The sequence below is a fragment of the Nonomuraea sp. NPDC052265 genome (assembly GCF_044547985.1).
GTDB lineage: Bacteria > Actinomycetota > Actinomycetes > Streptosporangiales > Streptosporangiaceae > Nonomuraea.
On record NZ_JBIUBJ010000002.1, the window covers coordinates 744,246 to 761,933 of the forward strand.

General features: G+C 71.2%; 14 protein-coding genes. 8 read left to right on the plus strand and 6 right to left on the minus strand.

From position 1 onward, the window contains the following. Positions 1 to 120: 120 nt before the first annotated feature. Positions 121 to 1,482 carry an FAD-binding oxidoreductase gene (locus tag ACIHAD_RS08635; RefSeq protein ID WP_397353714.1) on the minus strand — a complete coding sequence of 454 codons (1,362 nt, stop codon included), beginning with the start codon at positions 1,480 to 1,482 and terminating at the stop codon, positions 121 to 123. Positions 1,483 to 1,699: 217 nt separating this feature from the next. On the opposite strand from ACIHAD_RS08635, the gene ACIHAD_RS08640 reads away from it, so the two are divergent. After that, entirely contained in the window at positions 1,700 to 2,107 is a 408-nt protein-coding gene (locus ACIHAD_RS08640) for a hypothetical protein (protein ID WP_397353715.1), read from the plus strand. On the opposite strand, the gene ACIHAD_RS08645 is transcribed toward ACIHAD_RS08640, so the two are convergent. Next, positions 2,104 to 3,309, minus strand: a complete 1,206-nt coding sequence (locus ACIHAD_RS08645; protein ID WP_397353716.1) for an aminotransferase class I/II-fold pyridoxal phosphate-dependent enzyme — start codon at positions 3,307 to 3,309, stop codon at positions 2,104 to 2,106. The genes ACIHAD_RS08640 and ACIHAD_RS08645 overlap by 4 nt on opposite strands. Positions 3,310 to 3,492: 183 nt before the next feature. On the opposite strand from ACIHAD_RS08645, the gene ctaD reads away from it, so the two are divergent. From ctaD to ACIHAD_RS08660, 3 genes are all read left to right on the plus strand, one after another. Then, positions 3,493 to 5,187, plus strand: a complete 1,695-nt coding sequence (gene ctaD, locus ACIHAD_RS08650) for a cytochrome c oxidase subunit I (protein ID WP_397353717.1) — start codon at positions 3,493 to 3,495, stop codon at positions 5,185 to 5,187. 213 nt (positions 5,188 to 5,400) lie between these two features. Next, the gene (locus ACIHAD_RS08655; RefSeq protein ID WP_397353718.1) at positions 5,401 to 8,151 is read left to right on the plus strand and encodes an immune inhibitor A domain-containing protein; all 2,751 of its coding nucleotides are present in this window, start codon (positions 5,401 to 5,403) and stop codon (positions 8,149 to 8,151) included. A gap of 80 nt (positions 8,152 to 8,231) precedes the next feature. Then, positions 8,232 to 9,170: a diacylglycerol kinase family protein gene (locus tag ACIHAD_RS08660; protein ID WP_358285242.1), complete on the plus strand. Its 939-nt coding sequence runs from the start codon at positions 8,232 to 8,234 to the stop codon at positions 9,168 to 9,170. A 1-nt stretch (position 9,171) separates the two neighbouring features. Here ACIHAD_RS08660 and ACIHAD_RS08665 read toward each other — a convergent pair whose 3' ends face one another. Together ACIHAD_RS08665 and ACIHAD_RS08670 are read right to left on the minus strand one after the other, a co-directional pair. Continuing rightward, positions 9,172 to 9,945, minus strand: a complete 774-nt coding sequence (locus ACIHAD_RS08665) for an SWIM zinc finger family protein (protein WP_397353719.1) — start codon at positions 9,943 to 9,945, stop codon at positions 9,172 to 9,174. Positions 9,946 to 9,947: 2 nt separating this feature from the next. Continuing rightward, positions 9,948 to 12,848 carry a DEAD/DEAH box helicase gene (locus ACIHAD_RS08670; RefSeq protein WP_397353720.1) on the minus strand — a complete coding sequence of 967 codons (2,901 nt, stop codon included), beginning with the start codon at positions 12,846 to 12,848 and terminating at the stop codon, positions 9,948 to 9,950. A 296-nt stretch (positions 12,849 to 13,144) separates the two neighbouring features. On the opposite strand from ACIHAD_RS08670, the gene ACIHAD_RS08675 reads away from it, so the two are divergent. The 4 genes from ACIHAD_RS08675 to ACIHAD_RS08690 are packed head-to-tail and all read left to right on the plus strand — an operon-like array spanning position 13,145 to position 15,538. Beyond that, positions 13,145 to 13,525, plus strand: coding sequence for a phage holin family protein (locus ACIHAD_RS08675; RefSeq protein WP_397353721.1), 381 nt, complete (start codon positions 13,145 to 13,147; stop codon positions 13,523 to 13,525). Continuing rightward, positions 13,522 to 14,151, plus strand: coding sequence for a DUF3618 domain-containing protein (locus ACIHAD_RS08680; protein WP_397353722.1), 630 nt, complete (start codon positions 13,522 to 13,524; stop codon positions 14,149 to 14,151). The genes ACIHAD_RS08675 and ACIHAD_RS08680 overlap by 4 nt, the downstream gene beginning before the upstream one ends. A 2-nt stretch (positions 14,152 to 14,153) precedes the next feature. After that, positions 14,154 to 15,092 carry a YihY/virulence factor BrkB family protein gene (locus tag ACIHAD_RS08685; RefSeq protein WP_397353723.1) on the plus strand — a complete coding sequence of 313 codons (939 nt, stop codon included), beginning with the start codon at positions 14,154 to 14,156 and terminating at the stop codon, positions 15,090 to 15,092. Further along, a complete protein-coding gene (locus tag ACIHAD_RS08690) occupies positions 15,089 to 15,538 on the plus strand; it encodes a protease inhibitor I42 family protein (RefSeq protein ID WP_397353725.1) in 450 nt (149 codons plus the stop codon). Before ACIHAD_RS08685 ends, ACIHAD_RS08690 begins: the two co-directional genes overlap by 4 nt. Here ACIHAD_RS08690 and ACIHAD_RS08695 read toward each other — a convergent pair. After that, a complete protein-coding gene (locus tag ACIHAD_RS08695; protein ID WP_397353726.1) occupies positions 15,525 to 16,109 on the minus strand; it encodes a TetR/AcrR family transcriptional regulator in 585 nt (194 codons plus the stop codon). The genes ACIHAD_RS08690 and ACIHAD_RS08695 overlap by 14 nt on opposite strands. A gap of 5 nt (positions 16,110 to 16,114) precedes the next feature. Further along, positions 16,115 to 17,671, minus strand: a complete 1,557-nt coding sequence (locus ACIHAD_RS08700; RefSeq protein WP_397353727.1) for an MFS transporter — start codon at positions 17,669 to 17,671, stop codon at positions 16,115 to 16,117. Positions 17,672 to 17,688 lie beyond the last annotated feature (17 nt).

Genomic DNA, 17,688 nt, shown 5'->3' on the forward strand with positions numbered 1-17,688 from the left:
CAGCGTGACAAGTGGGGCGTCTGCCGGACGTGGAAGTAACTTCCCCTTTTGACGAAAGATGTCAGCGTTCCGTCGCAGCTCGTGTCCGTACCGGAGCCCAAGGTCACGGCTTGGCCAAATTCAGATGGCCTTGCCCGGATTCATGATCCCCAAGGGGTCGAAGACCGCCTTGATCCCCTGCTGCACCTCGGTCGCCACCGGCCCCGACTCCAGCCCCAGCCAGCGCCGCTTCAGCACGCCCACGCCGTGCTCGCCGGTCAGCGTGCCGCCGAGCGACAGCGCGTGCCGGAAGACCTCGTCGGCCGCGGCCCACACCTCGGCGGGCGGCTCGGCCGTGCCGTGCTCGAAGATGAAGACCGGGTGCAGATTGCCGTCCCCGGCGTGGGCGACCGTGCAGATGCGCACGCCGTGCCGGTCCGCCGCCGCCTCGATCGCCGTGATCATCTCGGGCAGCGCCGAGCGTGGCACGCACACGTCCTCGACCAGGCACGCCCCCAGCCGCTCCTTGGCCTGGTAGGCCATCCTGCGCAGCCCGACCAACTCCTCGGTCTCCTGCGGACTGGAGGAGACGGCCACGAACGAGGCGCCGTTGTCCAGGCAGAGCCGTTCCATGCGGGCGGCCATGGCCTGGCCGTCGGTCGCGTCCGACTGGCCGATCAGCATGGCCTGCGTGGCGGGTTCGAGCCCGATGTTGCGCCAGTCGTCGATGGCCTCCAGCGTGGCCCGGTCCAGCAGTTCCATCAGCGAGGGCTGGCAGCCCGCGGCCATGATCGCCGACACGGCCGAGCCCGCCTCGCGCAGCGAGCCGAACTCGGCGGCGAACGTCGCGGGCGGCGCGGCGGGCGCCCGCCGCAGCCGCACGGTGGCCGCGGTGATCACGCCCAGTGTGCCCTCCGAGCCGACGAACAGCCCGGTCAGGTCGTAGCCGGTGACGCCCTTCATCGTGCGCCGGCCGGTGTTCAGGATCCGCCCGTCGGCCAGCACGACCTCAAGGCCGAGCGTGGCGTCCCTGGTGACGCCGTACTTCACGCAGCGCAGGCCGCCGGCGTTGGTGGCCAGGTTCCCGCCGATCGTGGAGATCTCGTACGACGAGGGGTCCGGCGCGTACATGAGCCCGTGCTCCCGGGCGGCGCGGTCGAGGTCGGCGGTGATGACGCCCGGCTCCACCACGGCGATCTCGTCGGCGGGGGAGAGCTCCCTGATGGCCGTCATCCTGGCCAGCGACAGGACGATCGTCCCGTCGCCGGCCGTGGCCGCGCCCGCCAGGCCCGTCCCGGCGCCGCGCGGCACGACCGGCACCCGGTGCTCGGTGGCCCACCGCAGGGTCGTCACCACGTCCTCGCGGGAGGCGGCGAGCACCACGCCGAGCGGCTTGCCCGGCTCCACGAACGTCCGGTCGCGGGCGTAGGAGTCGATCACGTCCGGGTCGGTCAGCACGCGAGCTTCGGACAGGGAGTTCACCAGGGCATCAATCGGTCTCACACCTGCACCTTACGGTTTGCGCGGACCGTTCCTTAAGGCCAGACTGCCCTGGGTGGAAGTCAGGTGCCCGGTATGTACGCAGGCTGACCAGCTCGTCTCGGTTCCGGGCGCGGTCGCCGCGGGGACGACATACCGGATCGGAAGGGTCAGGCTGCCCGGCCAGCGGGAGGTCGCCGACCTGCCGACAGCGCCGTCGATGGGCGCGTCGAAGCACGTCATGAGCCGTACGCAGCTCGCGGTGTGGATGTCGTTCCCCAGCCGCCACTACACGCCCTGGGCCAGGAACCAGGGGTGGATCATGCTCGGCGTGGCGGCCCTGGTGCATCTCGTCGTGTCGCTGGTGATCGCGATGGGCAAGGACTCGCAGTGGAGCGAGGTGCTGCTCGCGCCGTTCTGCCTCACCGGGCTGTTCTGGGGGCTCGGGCTGCTGTTCGTGCTCGGCGCGCGCGGCGCCCGCAGGCGCGACCACGCCGAGGCCCCGGCCCGGGAGAAGGCGCTGGCCGTGTGGCAACGGCTGTACTACTGCGCCCGCGACAACGTCGCGTTCGAGCCGGGGGTCGGCGTCTCGTTCCATCCGGGCGAGACGCGCGAGTACATCTTCGGCTTCAGGGGCCGGGCGATCTAGCCGCGCTCCTCCGCCACCAGGCGGACGCAGACGGCCAGGCCGTCGATGGCCTGCTCCAGCTCCTCCAGCTCGGGGAAGGTGGGGGCGATGCGGATCGTGCGGTCGGCCGGGTCCTGGCCGTAGGGGTGCGTGGCGCCGGCGGGGGTGAGCGCGATGCCCGCGGCCTTGGCCCTGGCCACGACCTCGGCGGCGTGCGGCACCTCCAGGCTGATGAAGTAGCCGCCGCGCGGGCTGGTCCAGGTGGCCAGGTCGCCGAGCCGCTCGGTCAGCACCTTGTCGACCAGCTCGAACTTCGGCCCGATCAGCTCGGCGTGCCGCCGCATGTGCGCGGCCGCGCCCGCGGCGTCGCGCAGGAACTCGACGTGCCGGAGCTGGTTGAGCTTGTCGGGGCCGATGGACTGCTTGGCGGTGTTGGCGAGGAACCACTCCACGTTCGCCGGGGAGGAGCCGAAGAACGACACGCCCGAGCCCGCGTACGTCACCTTGGAGGTGGAGGCGTAGACGAACACGCGGTCGGCGTTGCCGTGCTCGGCCGCCAGCGCGAGCAGGTCGGCCAGCTCGTCCGGCGTGTCGGTGAGGTGGTGGACGGCGTAGGCGTTGTCCCACATGATCCGGAAGTCGGGGGCGGCCGTCGGCATGGCGGCCAGCCTGCGCACGGTCTCCTCGCCGTAGGTGACGCCGGAGGGGTTGCTGTACTTCGGCACGCACCAGATTCCCTTGACCGTCGGGTCGGCGGCGACCAGGCGCTCCACGACGTCCATGTCGGGGCCGTCGGCGTTCATGGGGACGGCCGTCATCTTGATGCCGAGCCGCTCACAGATGGTGAAATGCCGGTCGTAGCCGGGCACCGGGCACAGGAACGTGATCTCCGGCTCCTCGACCCAGCGGCGCTCGGCCCCCGGCACCTTCGACAGCAGCGCGTGCACGATCGTGTCGTGCATCAGCGTCAGGCTGGAGTTGCCGCCCACGACGAGCTGCCCGGCGGGCACCTGCACCAGCGGCGCGAAGATCTCGCGCAGCTCGGGCAGGCCCTGGAGGTTGCCGTAGTTGCGGCCGTCGGTGCCGTCGGCGGCCTTGACGGAGGAAGGCAGCTTGAGCAGGCCGTCGGAGAGATCGAGCTGGCGCGGTGACGGCTTGCCCCTGGTGAGGTCGAGCGAGAGCCCCCGCTGGACAAGGGCGGCGTAGTCACTCTGTGCGGTCACGAGATCTCTCCTCCGAGTCGGTTCGGTCCAAAGGATAGAAGAAATCCACAGGGAAGCCGGTAATCGCCCGGCATGTGGGACACCGGTTCAAAGACGTTCTAAAGAAGCGCTTCCCGTCCGGCGATCGCCGGCGTGGAATGGACGGCATCGGGCAGGCACAACTCCGCGAAGGAGGGAGCAGCCGTGACGACTGTTCGGGACACCTCGATCGAGCAGGTCAGGCGCCGCCGTACCGGGACCGTCATCGCCTCCTGGCTCTCGACGACCGACCACAAGGTCATCGGGTACCTCTACCTGATCACCTCCTTCGGCTTCTTCCTGGTCGCGGGCGTCATGGCCATGATGATCAGGGCCGAGCTGGCGCAGCCCGGCATGCAGGTGGTCACCCAGCAGCAGTACAACCAGCTGTTCACCATCCACGGCACGGTGATGCTGCTGCTGTTCGCCACGCCGCTGTTCGCCGGGTTCGCCAACGTGGTCATGCCGCTGCAGATCGGCGCGCCGGACGTGGCCTTCCCGCGGCTGAACGCGGTGGCGTACTGGCTGTTCCTGTTCGGCGGGCTCATGGTCCTGGCGGGCTTCCTCACCCCCGGCGGGGCCGCCGACTTCGGCTGGTTCGCCTACACGCCGCTGTCGTCGGCCATCCACTCGCCGCAGGTCGGCGGCGACCTGTGGGTCATGGGCCTGGTGATGTCCGGCCTCGGCACGATCCTCGGCGCGGTCAACTTCATCTCCACGATCATCGGCATGCGCGCCCCGGGCATGACCATGTTCCGCCTGCCGATCTTCACCTGGAACGTCCTGCTGACCAGCATGCTCGTGCTGATGGCCTTCCCCGTGCTGGCCGCCGCGCTGCTGGTGCTGGAGTCGGACCGCAAGCTCGGCACGCACGTCTTCGACGGCGCGAGCGGCGGGCCGCTGCTGTGGCAGCACCTGTTCTGGTTCTTCGGCCATCCCGAGGTCTACATCATCGCGCTGCCCTTCTTCGGCATCATCACCGAGGTGATCCCGGTGTTCAGCCGCAAGCCGATCTTCGGCTACATGAGCCTGATCGGGGCCACGATCGCCATCGCCGGGCTGTCGATGACCGTGTGGGCGCACCACATGTTCGCGACCGGGCAGGTGCTGCTGCCGTTCTTCTCGTTCATGACGTTCCTCATCGCGGTGCCGACCGGGGTGAAGTTCTTCAACTGGATCGGCACGATGTGGCGGGGCCATCTGTCGTTCGAGTCGCCGATGTTGTTCTCGGTCGGGTTCCTGGTCACGTTCCTGCTCGGCGGGCTGACCGGGGTCATCCTGGCCTCGCCGCCGCTCGACTTCCACATCAGCGACACCTACTTCGTCGTCGCCCACTTCCACTACGTGGTCTTCGGCACGGTCGTGTTCGCCATGTTCGCCGGCTTCTACTTCTGGTGGCCGAAGATGACCGGCAGGATGCTCGACGACCGGCTCGGCAAGGTGCACTTCTGGACGCTGTTCGTCGGCTTCCACACCACGTTCCTCGTCCAGCACTGGCTCGGCCAGCTCGGCATGCCGCGGCGCTACGCCGACTACAGCGCGGCCGACGGCTTCACCGCGCTCAACGAGGTCTCCTCGGCCGGGGCCTTCCTGCTCGGCGCCTCGACGCTGCCGTTCCTCTACAACGTGTACAAGACGGCCAGGCACGCGCCCAGGGTCACGCTCGACGACCCCTGGGGCTACGGCAACTCGCTGGAGTGGGCGACCTCCTGCCCGCCGCCGCGGCACAACTTCACCGGCATGCCGCCGATCCGCTCCGAGCGGCCCGCGTTCGACCTGCACTATCCGCACGAGGACGGGACGCCCGCCGTCGAGCGGGACGCCGGCCCCGAGCCGCCTCCGGCGCTCGCCTCCGACTGACCTTCCCGCGCGATCCGGGGTTTCATGATCGCATTGTTCGGTTTAGGGGAGCCATTGCGGGCAACGCCGCCGCCGCAATTCTGCTGGTTGAAATGTCGTAGTTTGATCACGTTTCAACAACGTACTTTACGACCCGTTTATCCACCCTCTAGCGTCCGGCATTGCACACCCTATGGCCATGCGCCCGGCGACCCCGGGCAGAGAGGGTACCTGGTGCCAAGCTCAAAGCGCCTGTTAGTCGCGTTCCCGGCGGTCGCCCTCCTCGGCGCCGCGCTGACCGTCCCCGCGGCCCAGGCCACGTCAGTGGCCAACTACCAGCCCACGGCGGCGGACTACTACATCAACTACGCACCCCCGCGGGTCGAGAAGGAGCCGCAGGAGCCCGGCCTCAACCAGGGCAAGGCCCGCTCGCTCTCGCCGGCGGAGAAGTTCGACAGGAAGTTCGTCAGCGGCAACCCCGCCGCGGCCCGCGTCCTCGCCGCCCGCGAGAACCAGGCGATCAGGACCGGCCGCAACCCGGCTGAATGGATCTTCAAGAACTCCAAGCAGGTCAAGACCGCCAAGCTCCTGACCGTCCTGGTCGAGTTCAACGAGCAGGCGAACGACGACTTCTCCGGCTTCAACCGGCTGCGCACGACCGACAGCCCGCCGGACGACTGCGTGGTCGAGCCGCCGGGCACGCTCAAGAACGGCCCGCTGCACAACAACATCCCCGACCCGGCGACGCTGCCGCAGAAGGACAACAACTCCTTCTGGCTCAAGGACTTCAGCACCGACCACTTCAACAAGATGCTCTACAGCGACACGGGCATCACCGAGCGCGTGCGCAAGGACCTCAAGGACCCCCGCGACGGCAAGCCCGGCATCGACATCTCCGGCTTCACGATGAAGAAGATGTACGAGGAGCTGTCCAAGGGCGCCTACTCCGTCACCGGCTCGGCCGTCGGCTGGGTCAAGGCCCCGCACTCCGAGGCGTACTACGGCGCCGCGGCCTGTGGCGGCCAGCCGCAGGACATGTCGGGTCACCCCAGCAACCCGACCGGCGCGGGCCAGCTCGCCATCGACACGGTCAACGCCCTGGCCGCGGCTCAGCCGAACTTCCCCTGGGCCGACTACGACCAGGAGGACGTGGCCGACTCCGACGGCGACGGCAACTTCGACGAGCCCGACGGCGTCATCGACCACCTGGTGATGGTGCACGCCGGCAAGGACAAGTCCTCCGACGGCGGCGCCGAGGGCACGTACGCCATCTGGGCGCACTCCAGCGCGGTCGCGGGCGGCTACAAGATCCCGGGCAGCGACAAGAAGATCTCCAACTACATCGTGCAGCCCGAGGACTCCGGCGTCGGCGTCTTCGCCCACGAGTACGGCCACGACCTCGGCCTGCCCGACCTGTACGACACCAGCGGCCAGGCCAGCTCCGCGGTGGACTTCTGGGACCTGATGTCCAGCGGCTCCCACTCCGGCCCCATCTTCCAGTCCATGCCCACCCACATGGGCCTGTGGGACAAGTGGGTGCTCGGCTGGGCCAACCCGAAGACGTTCAACCCGGGTGACGCCGCCAAGCTCGTCACGGTCGGGCAGTCCTCGCGCACGCCCAAGCTCACCCAGGACGGCGTCCGGGTGAACCTGGCCTCCACGCCGCTGAAGATGATCGACCCGCACAGCGGCACGAAGGCCTGGTGGTCGAACCTGGACCAGGACTGGGCCAACCAGACCCTGACCCGCGACGTCCCGGTGCCCGCGGGCTCCGACGTGCGGTTCTGGATGTGGAACAACTACGAGATCGAGCAGGACTGGGACTTCGGCTTCGTGGAGGTCTCCTCCGACAACGGCCAGACCTGGACCCAGCTCAAGGTGCACGACGAGGCCGGCAACGAGGTCAGCACGCCCGACGGCTACCCCGACCCGAACAAGAACCTCAAGACGTTCGGCAACAAGAAGTACGGCCTCACCGGTGACACCGGCGGCCAGTGGCGGCACGACTACGTCGACCTGACGCCGTACGCCGGGCAGTCGATCAAGCTGCGCCTGGCCTACAACACCGACGCCGCCTTCGAGCCGCGCGGCTGGCACGCCGACGACTTCTCGCTCACCAACGGCGGCACCACCGTCTGGAGCGACGACGTCGAGAACGGCGACAACGGCTGGAAGGCCACCGGCGGCACCTTCACCAACACCAGCGGCCAGGGCTGGACCGTCAACAACGGCTCGCGCGAGATCTCCCGCTTCTACCTCGCCGAGTGGCGCAACTTCGACGGCTTCGACAAGGGCCTGCAGTACGCCTACGACACCAACTACTCCCGCGACGGGGCGTGGAAGGTGGAGAAGGTCAAGTACAACGCGCCCGGCCTGCTGGTCTGGTACCGCGACTCGACCTTCACCAACAACTCGCTGGCCAACAACCTGGCCCTGCCGCCGAGCATCGGCTCCAAGGGCAGCCTGCTGGTCGTGGACTCGCACTACGACCCGCTGCGCCGCACCGGCACCGCCGCCCAGAAGGACCCGAGCAGGCACAAGAACCTGGAAGGCCGTACGCAGTCGTCGAACGCGGCCTTCTCCTTCAACAACACCTACCCGTTGAAGGAGTGCCTGGAGGCGCCGGACGAGCCGTTCAGCGAGTACTGCACCAACGTCCCCGCGCTCAAGGGCGTGCCGAACTTCACCGACGCGAAGACCTGGTACCCGGGCTTCGAGTTGCAGAACGGCTCGCTCTACTACCGTGACTTCGACGCCTCCACGGTGGTGCCGAGCAAGGGCGACCAGCCGTACAGCACCCGCGTGGTGCACCTGGACGGCACCCCCGCCACCGAGCTGTACGGGACCGACCTCGGCGACGGCCACGTGGCCGGCACGGGCAACCCGGGCGACGAGGGCAAGGCGCTGGGCGTGCAGTTCAAGCTGATCAGCCCGCTGCCGGGCAACCTGGGCGCCATCGTCCAGGTCGTCCCGCCGAAGAAGTAGCGTGACGAGGGGCCGCCGGTCTTCTGGCGGCCCCTCGTTCCAGCACGGAACGGCGGATCCAGCACCTACGATTGATGACCATGAGCGAACTGCGCACCAAGATCGAGCACACTGAGGCGATCCGGCGGGATCGCCGGGTGGCGGTGGTGGTGAACACTCGCTCACGCCGTGGCCGCCGCCACTACTTCGAGGTCATCGAGCAGCTCCACAACCTGGGGTTCGAGCCGCTGGCCGAGCTGTCGGTCTACAACCCCAAGCGGCTGCGCGACCTGCTCGACACCGCCCTCGCCACCGACCCCGACCTGCTGATCGTGGGCGGCGGCGACGGCACCCTCTCCTCGGCCGTGCGCCACGTCGCCCACCGCGACGTGGCGCTCGGCGTGTTGCCGCTCGGCACCACCAACAACTTCGCCAGGAGCCTCGGCCTGCCGCTCGACCTGGCCGGAGCCATCAGGGTGTTCTCCACCGGCAAGGTCGCCGACATCGACCTCGGCATGGCCGGCGACCGGCCCTTCGCCAACCTGGCCAGCTTCGGCGTCTCGGTCGAGGTGGCCGGCCGGGTCAAGCCGTGGCTCAAGCGCATCGTGGGCCGTCCGGCCTACCCGATGACCGCGCTGACCGTCCTGCCGGGCCACCGGCCCTTCCGGGCGTACATCACCGTCGAGGGGCAGCGGCACGAGCTGCTCACCCACCAGCTCAACATCGCCAACGGCCGCTTCCACGGCGGCTGGCAGGTGGCCAAGGACATCAGCATCGACAACGGCATGCTGGTGGCCTACCAGCTCGGCTCCGGCAAGAAGCTGCGCCTGCTCGGCGAGACGCTGCTGCGGGCGACCACCGGCCGCTGGCGCAGCCTGGCGGGCGGCCCGTTCGTGGTCGGCCGGGAGATGCTGCTGGAGACCGACCCGCCGATGGCCGCCGACGTCGACGGCGAGGTGCGCCTGCGCACCCCCATCACGCTGCGCGTGGTGCCCAACGGCGTGCGCGTGATGGTGCCCGACTCCTTCGAGGACAACTGACTCAGCCGCCGCCCAGAGACCGGTAGGCGGGGATGAGCGCGTCCGCCAGGCCGGCGGGCGGCGGGAAGACCCGCGGCAGCAGGTCGGGCGCCTCGGCCGCCGGGCGGCGTTCGGGGCGGTGCGCGGTGGCGCCGGGGGCGTAGAAGTCGGCCAGCCGGTCGGCGAACGGCACGTCGGCCACCTCCAGCGGATCGGGCGCGGGCGGGTCGTCGGCCAGCGAGCCGAGCAACTGCTCGCGGGTGCGCCCGCGCCAGGCCAGCACCAGGAACGGGTCGTCGTCGAACGACTCGGCCAGCAGATAGAGCACGGCCGACAGGTGCTTGCACGGGAACCCCCAATCGGGGCACGAGCACTCCATGTCGAGGTCGCGCGGGAACAGGTCGACGCCATGCGCGGCGAACAGCTCCTCGATCTCGACCGGCATCTCCCCGGCCAGCAGCCTGGCCCGGTGGACGGCCTGCGCCGCGACGGCCTCCTCCAGCCGCGCCCACACGTCCTCGCCGTAGGCGTCGATCCTGACCACGACGTCGTACGGGGCCGGCCGCGACCCCTGGACGGACGCCCGCACCAGCCCCGCGGACAGGTCGATCGAGAGCACCTGGCCCTTGCGGGCGTAGGCGCGGCCCCGGCCGAGCCGGCCCTTGTCGCAGACGCGTTCCAGGATGTCCACGAAGCGCCTGGACCACCAGGCCGAGCCGATGCTGCCGCGCCGCGAGCGGGCCCGCAGGCCGCCCACGACCTCGACGGGGCCGCCGCCGTCGTACCAGTCGGGCATGGTCAGGCCCCTCCCGTGAGGCGGAACACCTCGCGCAGCTCGTCGGTGGACAGGTCCGTCAGCCACTCCTCGCCGGTGCCGACCACCCGCTCGGCCAGGGCCTTCTTGCGCTCGATCATCTGGTCGACGCGCTCTTCGAGGGTGCCCGCGCAGATCAGCTTGCGCACCTGGACGTTCTTGCGCTGGCCGATGCGGAAGGCGCGGTCGGTGGCCTGGTCCTCGACGGCCGGGTTCCACCAGCGGTCGACGTGGATCACATGGCTGGCGGCCGTCAGGTTCAGCCCGACGCCGGCCGCCTTGAGCGACAGCAGGAACAACATCGGCTCCGAGTCGTGCTGGAACCGCTCCACCAGGCGGTCGCGGGTCTTCTTGGGCAGGCCGCCGTGCAGCCACAGGACCGGGCGGCCGAGCCGCTGGGCGAGGTAGGGCTGGAGCATGGTGCCGAACTCGGCGTACTGCGTGAACAGCAGCGCCTTCTCGCCCTCGGCCAGGATCTCCTCGGCCAGCTGTTCCAGCCGGGCCAGCTTGCCCGACCGGCCGGCCAGGCGGGAACCGTCCTTGAGCAGGTGGGCCGGGTGGTTGCAGACCTGCTTGAGCCTGGCCATGGCCGACAGCACCAGGCCGCGCCGCTCGATGCCCTCGCTGTCGTCGATCCTGGCCAGCATGTCGTCCACGACGGCCTGGTAGAGCGTGGCCTGCTCGGGGGTGAGCGGGCACCACTCCTTGACCTCCATCTTCTCCGGCAGGTCGGAGATGATGGACCGGTCGGTCTTGAGGCGGCGCAGGATGAACGGGCCGGTCGCCCGCTTCAGCGCCTCGGCGGCCTGCTCGTCCTGATGGGCCTCGATGGGCTCCTGGAAACGGGTGCGGAAGCGGGCACGCGGCCCGAGCAGGCCCGGGTTGGCGAACTCCATGATCGACCAGAGCTCGGCGAGGTGGTTCTCGACCGGCGTGCCGGTCAGGGCCAGCCGGGTGTCCGTGGGGATCGACCGTACGGCGCGGGCCTGGAGGGTGCCGCTGTTCTTGATCGCCTGGGCCTCGTCGCACACCACCCTGCGCCACTCGTGCTCCCGCAGGGTCTCCAGGTCGCGGTGGGCGGTGCCGTACGTGGTGATCACGAGGTCGGCGTCCGCGATGCGGGCGGCGTCCCGGCCGGCGCCGTGGTGGACGTACACCCGCAGCCCCGGGGCGAACCTGGCCGCCTCCCGCTGCCAGTTGCCCACCAGCGACATCGGGCAGACCAGCAGCGTGGGCGTGGCGGCCCGCTCGTGGACGAGCAGCGCCAGCGTGGTGACCGTCTTGCCCAGCCCCATGTCGTCGGCGAGCACCCCGCCGAGGCCCAGCTCCGACAGGAAGCTCAGCCACGCCAGCCCGCGCTCCTGGTAGGGCCGCAGCACCGCGTCGAGGCCCGCCGGGGTCGCGAGCGGGACGAGCCGCCGCTCGGCCTGCCCGGACAGCAGGTCGCCGAGCACCCCGTCGGCGTCGACCTCCAGCAGCGGCAGCTCGTCGTCGCCCTGGACGACGTGGCGCAGCAGGTCGGCCGCCGCCGCCTCGCCCGCGCGCACCCCCTCCACGGCCCGCAGCGCCGCCTTGAGCTGCCGGTCGTCCAGCTCCACCCACTGGCCGCGGACCCGGACCAGGGGCACCTTGAGCCTGGCCAGCTCGGCCAGCTCCGCCTCGCTGATCGTCTCCCCGCCCACGGCCAGGTCGACGCGGAAGTCGACCAGCTCGCGCAGCCCGAAGCCCTGGCTGACGGCCGCCGTCTGCGGCTTGGTCCTGGTGGTGAGCTTGAGCCCGAGCCGCGTACGGCCCGCCCAGCGCGGCAGCTGCACCCCGAACCCGGCCGCCTGGAGCAGCGGCGCGGCCTGGCGCAGGAAGCCGAACGCGCCCGCCGTGTCGAGGGCCAGCTCGCTCGGCTCCGGGACGCGCAGGGCCCGGTCCAGCTCCGGGTAGAGCCGCACGGCCCGGCCGAGCCCGGCCAGCAGCTCGCGTTCCGGCCGTCCGGGCAGGCCCTTCTCGCCGTTCCAGACGCGGGCGGCGGGGACGTACAGGCTGGGGTCGTCGGCGGCCTGCAACGCCAGCTCGACCCGCCAGTCGTCGCCCGTGGTCGGTTCGAGCAGGCGGAAGCACACGCGGGTGGCGCCCTCGGCCGCCGTGACGGCCGCCCGCCAGCGGTCCAGCTCCTCGCGCAGCGCGGGGTCGTCGGGGCAGGCCGGGTCGCCGGTCAACGCGGCCAGCCACCGCTCCCGCGGCGTTTGGGTGCCGACGGCCAGGGGACCGGCCACGGCCCGCCGGACCAGGGCGTCGGTGAACGCCTCCAGCGCCTGGAGCTGGACGCCGGCGGCCGGCCGCTCGGCGGCCCAGGTGCGGCAGGCGGGCGGCATGGCGAGCGCCAGGTCGCGGAAGTAGGCGGCGTCGGCCCCGGTCAGCACGGGCCGCCACAGGGCCAGCGCGCCGCCGTTCTCGGGGGGCCCGGGGACGAGCTGGGGGATGACCCGGCCGCGGCGTACCAGGTCGCGGGCGAGGGCGGCGACGGCGGCCCAGTGGCGGACGGTGGCGGTGGCCTCGTCCGGGTGCTCCTCCAGCGCCTGAAGTGTCTCGGCGGGCGGCAGGACGACCGCGGGCACCTCCCACGACAGCAGCCGCGGCCGGACCACCTCCGTCAGCAGCCCCGTCTCAGGCGAGGGCAGCGGTCCCTTGGCCGACCCCGGCAGCAGCAGCTCCAGCACCCTGGACGGCGGCCCGGCCACCCCGAGCCCCGGCGCGCCGGCGAGCTCGGCCGGGGACGCGGCGAACGGATGGGGCCGCGCGCCCGCTCCGCGCGGCACGGCGGCGCCCGCTCGACCGGGATCCTCCCCCCAGAAGGCGAGCCCGTCGCCCGCCCAAACCCCGTGTACCAGCACCCGGGCAGGTTACCGCCGCGCGCCGAGCGGCCGGGTCCCGGAGCTCGGATCGGCCGAACCCGAAGTTGTACCATGGGGGTATGAATCCTCCCGGATCGTGGTGTGAGCGGCCTGAGCCGCAGGCTCCCTCGTGCGAGCTCCCCTCTCCGTGGAGCAGGCCGAAGCAGCCTGACAACTGGTGCGACGTGCCCAAGTCGCCGGTGGTGTCCGTCCTCGGGTTCCTGCTGAAGGCGGCCAAGAGGTAATAACAGGCGGTCAGCTGGGTAGTCGCCTTCCTCATCGGAGGAGGCGACGTCGTGAACGATACCCACAAGCTGGTCAGTGATCTCTCCGACCAGGTCGCCAGGCTCGTCAAGGACGAGCTGCGCCTGGCCAGGCTGGAGCTCGCGGAGAAGGGCAAGCGCGCGGGCTTCGGCGCGGGGCTGTTCGGCGCGGCCGGGATGGCCGCGTTCTTCGGCGGTGCCGCGCTGGTGACCGCCGTCGTCCTGCTCCTCGCTCTGGTCATGCCCGGGTGGGTGGCCGCCGCGATCGTGGGGGCGGCTCTGCTCATCGCCGCCGCCCTGCTCGGCCTGACCGGCAAGAACCAGGTGAAACAGGCCACGCCGCCGGTCCCCGAAGAGACCATCGCGAGCGTCAAGGCCGATATCGACATGGTCAAGGAGAGGGCACGGCGATGAGCGAGACGGACCCCGGATACAGCGAGCAGCACGCCGGTGACGTGGGCGCCCGCAGGGCGACCGTCGGCACGCCGACCGAACGCGAGTCGATCAACGTGCCCCCGACGAGACCCGGCGCGGCGGAGAACGCCAGGCGCGCCGAGCTGGCCCGGCAGGAACACGAGACCTTCATCCCCGAGACCCCCGTGCCCGACGACCGGACCGAGGCGGTGGAGAGCCGCGCGGTCGAGGAGGAGTCGGTGACCGGGGGACGCGGGGAGGACGACGACGAGGAAGAGGACGACGTGCGAAAGAGCATCAAGGAGACCAGGAACGAACTGGGCGACACGGTCAGCGCCCTGGCCCACAAGGCCGACTTCAAGGGCCGCGCCGCCGAGGCGGCGGGCACGGCCAAGGGCAAGGTCGCCGAGGTGACCGGGGTGGCCAAGGGCAAGGCCGCCGAGGTGACCGGCACGGCCAAGGGCATGGCCGAAGAGGTCGCGGGCAAGGTCCGCGAGGCCACCCCCCACCAGGTCAAGGACGCCGCCACCGGGGCGCGGAAACGGCCCGTGCTGCTGCTGGCCGCGGCGGCGGCGGTGACCGCCCTCATCGTGCGGAGCCTCAGGAAGCGCAGCAGGACGAAGTAGGCGTGCGTTCCCCCGAGAGACCCGCGGAACTGCCGCGCAGGGCCTGGTGGAGCGTCCTGAAACGGACCGTCGTCGAGTTCCGGAACGACGGGGTCCAGGACCTCGCGGCAGCGCTCACCTACTACGCCGTCCTGTCCATCTTCCCCGCGCTGATCGTCCTGGTGTCGGTGTTCGGCCTGCTCGGCAGGCGCGACACCGCCACGCTGGTCGGCAACCTCGTGGTGCTGGCGCCCGACGAGGTGCGCTCCCTGATCGTGAGCGGCGTTCGGTCGGTCCAGCAGAACGCGGCCTCGGCCGGCCTGGTCGCGATCATCGGCCTGCTGGTCGCGCTCTGGTCGGCGTCGGGCTACATCGGCGCCTTCATCCGGGCCGGCAACACCATCTACGACATCGACGAGGGACGCCCGTTCTGGAAGGTGACCCCGCTCCGGATCGGGCTCACCGTGCTGGCCACCGTGCTGCTGGCGCTCGGCGCGATCTCCGTCGCGCTGACCGGCGACCTGGCCAGGACCGTCGGCAGGGCGCTCGGCCTGGGCAGCGCCCTGGTCACCGCCTGGGACATCCTGAAATGGCCGGTGCTCGCGCTCGTCGCGGCCGGGCTGATCATGGTGCTCTACTGGGCCGCGCCGAACGTGCGCCAGCCGGGCGTGCGCTGGATCACCCCCGGCGGGCTGCTCGCGGTGGTGCTCTGGGTCGTCGTCTCCGGCGGCTTCGCCCTGTACGTGGCCACCTTCGGCTCCTACGGCAAGACCTACGGCACTCTGGCCAGTGTCGTGGTGTTCCTGATCTGGCTGTGGTTGTCGAACATGGCCCTGCTGCTGGGCGCCGAGCTGGACGCCGAGCTGATCAGGGAACGCCAGATCGCCGAGGGCGAGCCCGTCGGGCAGGAGCCGTACGTGGAGCCCCGGGACCCGCCGAAGGAGGATAGCCTTCCGGAGTGAAGCGTGGGAGGACCGTCGTCGCCGCACTCGCCCTGCTGACCTCGGGGTTGACATCGGGCCTGGTGGCCGGCTGCGGCGACGGCTCGGCGGTCAGCGACTTCGGCACGGTCGTCAAGGGCGCCAAGGGCACCACCGTGCGCGCCGAGCTGCGCGCCGGGCAGCGGTTCTCGCTGGCCGTGCCGGACAACCCGTCGGTGGGCGACGACTGGCGGCTGGTGGCGGTGCCCGACGCCAAGGTGGCCTCCTACATCAGCGAGGAGCGCAAGAGCGCCGGCCAGGGCCCCGGCAGCGGCGGCACCGCCTATTTCGTCTTCAACACCAAGAGCCCGGGCAGCGCCGAGATCACGCTGCGCGACTGCTGGCGGTGCGGCCAGGGCTCGACGCCGCCCGACGAGGAGAGCAGGCGGCAGTCGGGCGAGGCGGTCTTCGAGATCACCGTGCGCTGAGCACGGCGCGGCACAACACGTCGAGCGTGGTCGCGGTGACCACCTCGGCGTCGGCGTCGGCGCTCGTGGCCAGGCGGCGCTGGCCCTCGCCCAGGATGCTCCACCCCAGGTGGGCCACCAGGTCGGGATGCGGCTGTCCGGCCTCGGCGAGCAGGCCGCGCAGCGGCTCGATCATCGTCTCGTGCAGCTGGTCGAGCCGGTCCTGGCACTCGCCGGGCAGGTCGACCGAGGCCACCGCGCGCAGCAGCGCGTAGTCGGGGCTGGTCACGAACGCCAGCGACACGGCGCCGAAGGCGCGCACCCGCTCCTCCAGGCCGCCGTCGCGGGTGGCCGTGACGAGCTGGCCGGCCCACCGGGGGATCGCGTCCTCCACGAGCTGGGCCAGGATGTCGGCGGTGGAGGAGAAGTAGCGGTAGACGCTGGAGCGGGCCAGCCCGACCCGCGCGCCCACGGCCGCGGGGGTGAGCCCGGCCGGGCCCTCGGCCACCAGGATCTCCATGGCGGCCGTCAGCAGGGCCGCGTGCTGGCTGGCCCGATGGTCGGCCACCGTGGCCGCGCTGATCCTCGGCACCGGACTCACTCCTCCTCGCGTCGTCTCCTCCCAGTATCGGGCAGCAGGAACGTCGCCCCGACGCCGCCGAACAGCACGATGCCGGTCACGATCGTGACCCGGCGGGTGGCGTCCGCGCCCGCCGCGACCGCGGCGGCGTGGGCGGCGGGCTCCCTGATGGCCGCGATGGCCGCGCCGCCGCTCTCCCGTACGGCGTGCCCGAGGGCGGGCTCGTCCGGCAGGCGTTCGGCCATCGCCGCGTCCAGGCCGGTGACCAGGACGGCGCCCAGCACCGCGATGCCGATGGCGGCGCCCAGTTGGCGGATCGCGCTCTGGAGGCCGGAGGCCACCCCCGAGCGGCGGGCGGGCACGTCCGCGAGCATCACGTTCGGGAGCTGGGCCGAGGCGAAGCCGACGCCGACGCCGTACAGGACGAGCCAGGGGACCAGCGTCCACGGGCCGAGCGAGGGGGAGACGGCCAGGCCGATCGCGATCGCGCCGACGGCCTCCAGGACGAGCCCCAGCCGCACGATGAGCCTGGGGGCCAGGTTGAGCCGGGGGACGAGGCCGCCCGCCAGGAACGTGCCCCCGGCCAGCGAGGCGATGATCAGGCCGGTGGTGAACGCCGTGAACCCCATCGCCGCCTGGAGGAACAGCGGCAGCACCAGGATCAGGCCGAACTCGCCGAGGGTGATGATCATCGCGGCGGCGCCGCCGTACCTGAAGGAGGGGATGGAGAACAGGGACAGGTCCAGCACGACCGGGCGGCCGGCCCGCGCCCGGGAGCGCTCGACCAGCAGCAGCGCGGCCAGCGCGAGCGCCGCGAGCGCGAAGGCGAACGGGATCGGCGAGACGCCGCCGAGCGGCCAGGTCCAGCCGAACAGGGTGGCCTCGCCGGTCGGCGTGAACCAGCCGTAACGCTGGCCCTCGATCAGCCCGAACACCAGCGCGGCCGGGCCGATCACCGACAGCAGCACGCCGGGGACGTCCGAGCCGCCCGCCGCCGGGTCCTTCGACTCGGGGACCCTGGCCGTGCCGAGCAGCACGAGCAGGCCGATCGGCAGGTTCACCCAGAACGCCCAGCGCCAGCCGAAGTCGGTCACCACCCAGCCGCCGAGCAGCGGGCCGAGCGCGGCCATGCCGCCGATGATCGAGCCCCAGACGGCGAAGGCGATCGTCCGGCGCGAGCCCGTGTAGAGGGAGTTGATGATCGCCAGCGTCATCGGGACGACCATGGACGCCCCGACGCCCTGGACCACGCGGGCGGCGATGAGCAGCGCGCCGGTCGGCGCCGAGGCGGCCAGCATGCTCGCGGCCAGGAACACCATCAGCCCGACGGCGAACATCCGGCGCCTGCCGTGCACGTCGCCGGTCCGGCCGAGGGGGATGAGCAGGGCGGCGAAGGCCAGGGAGTAGATCGAGTTCACCCATTCGACGTCCGTGGCCGACAGTCCCAGATCACCCATGATCGCGGGGACGGCGACGTTCACGATCGTCGCGTCGATGATGATCATCGACATCCCGACGCCGAGCACGAACAGCGGGAGCCAGCTCTGCCGGGTCCGCTCATTTAGCGACACCATGTCTCCAAAGATAGCAA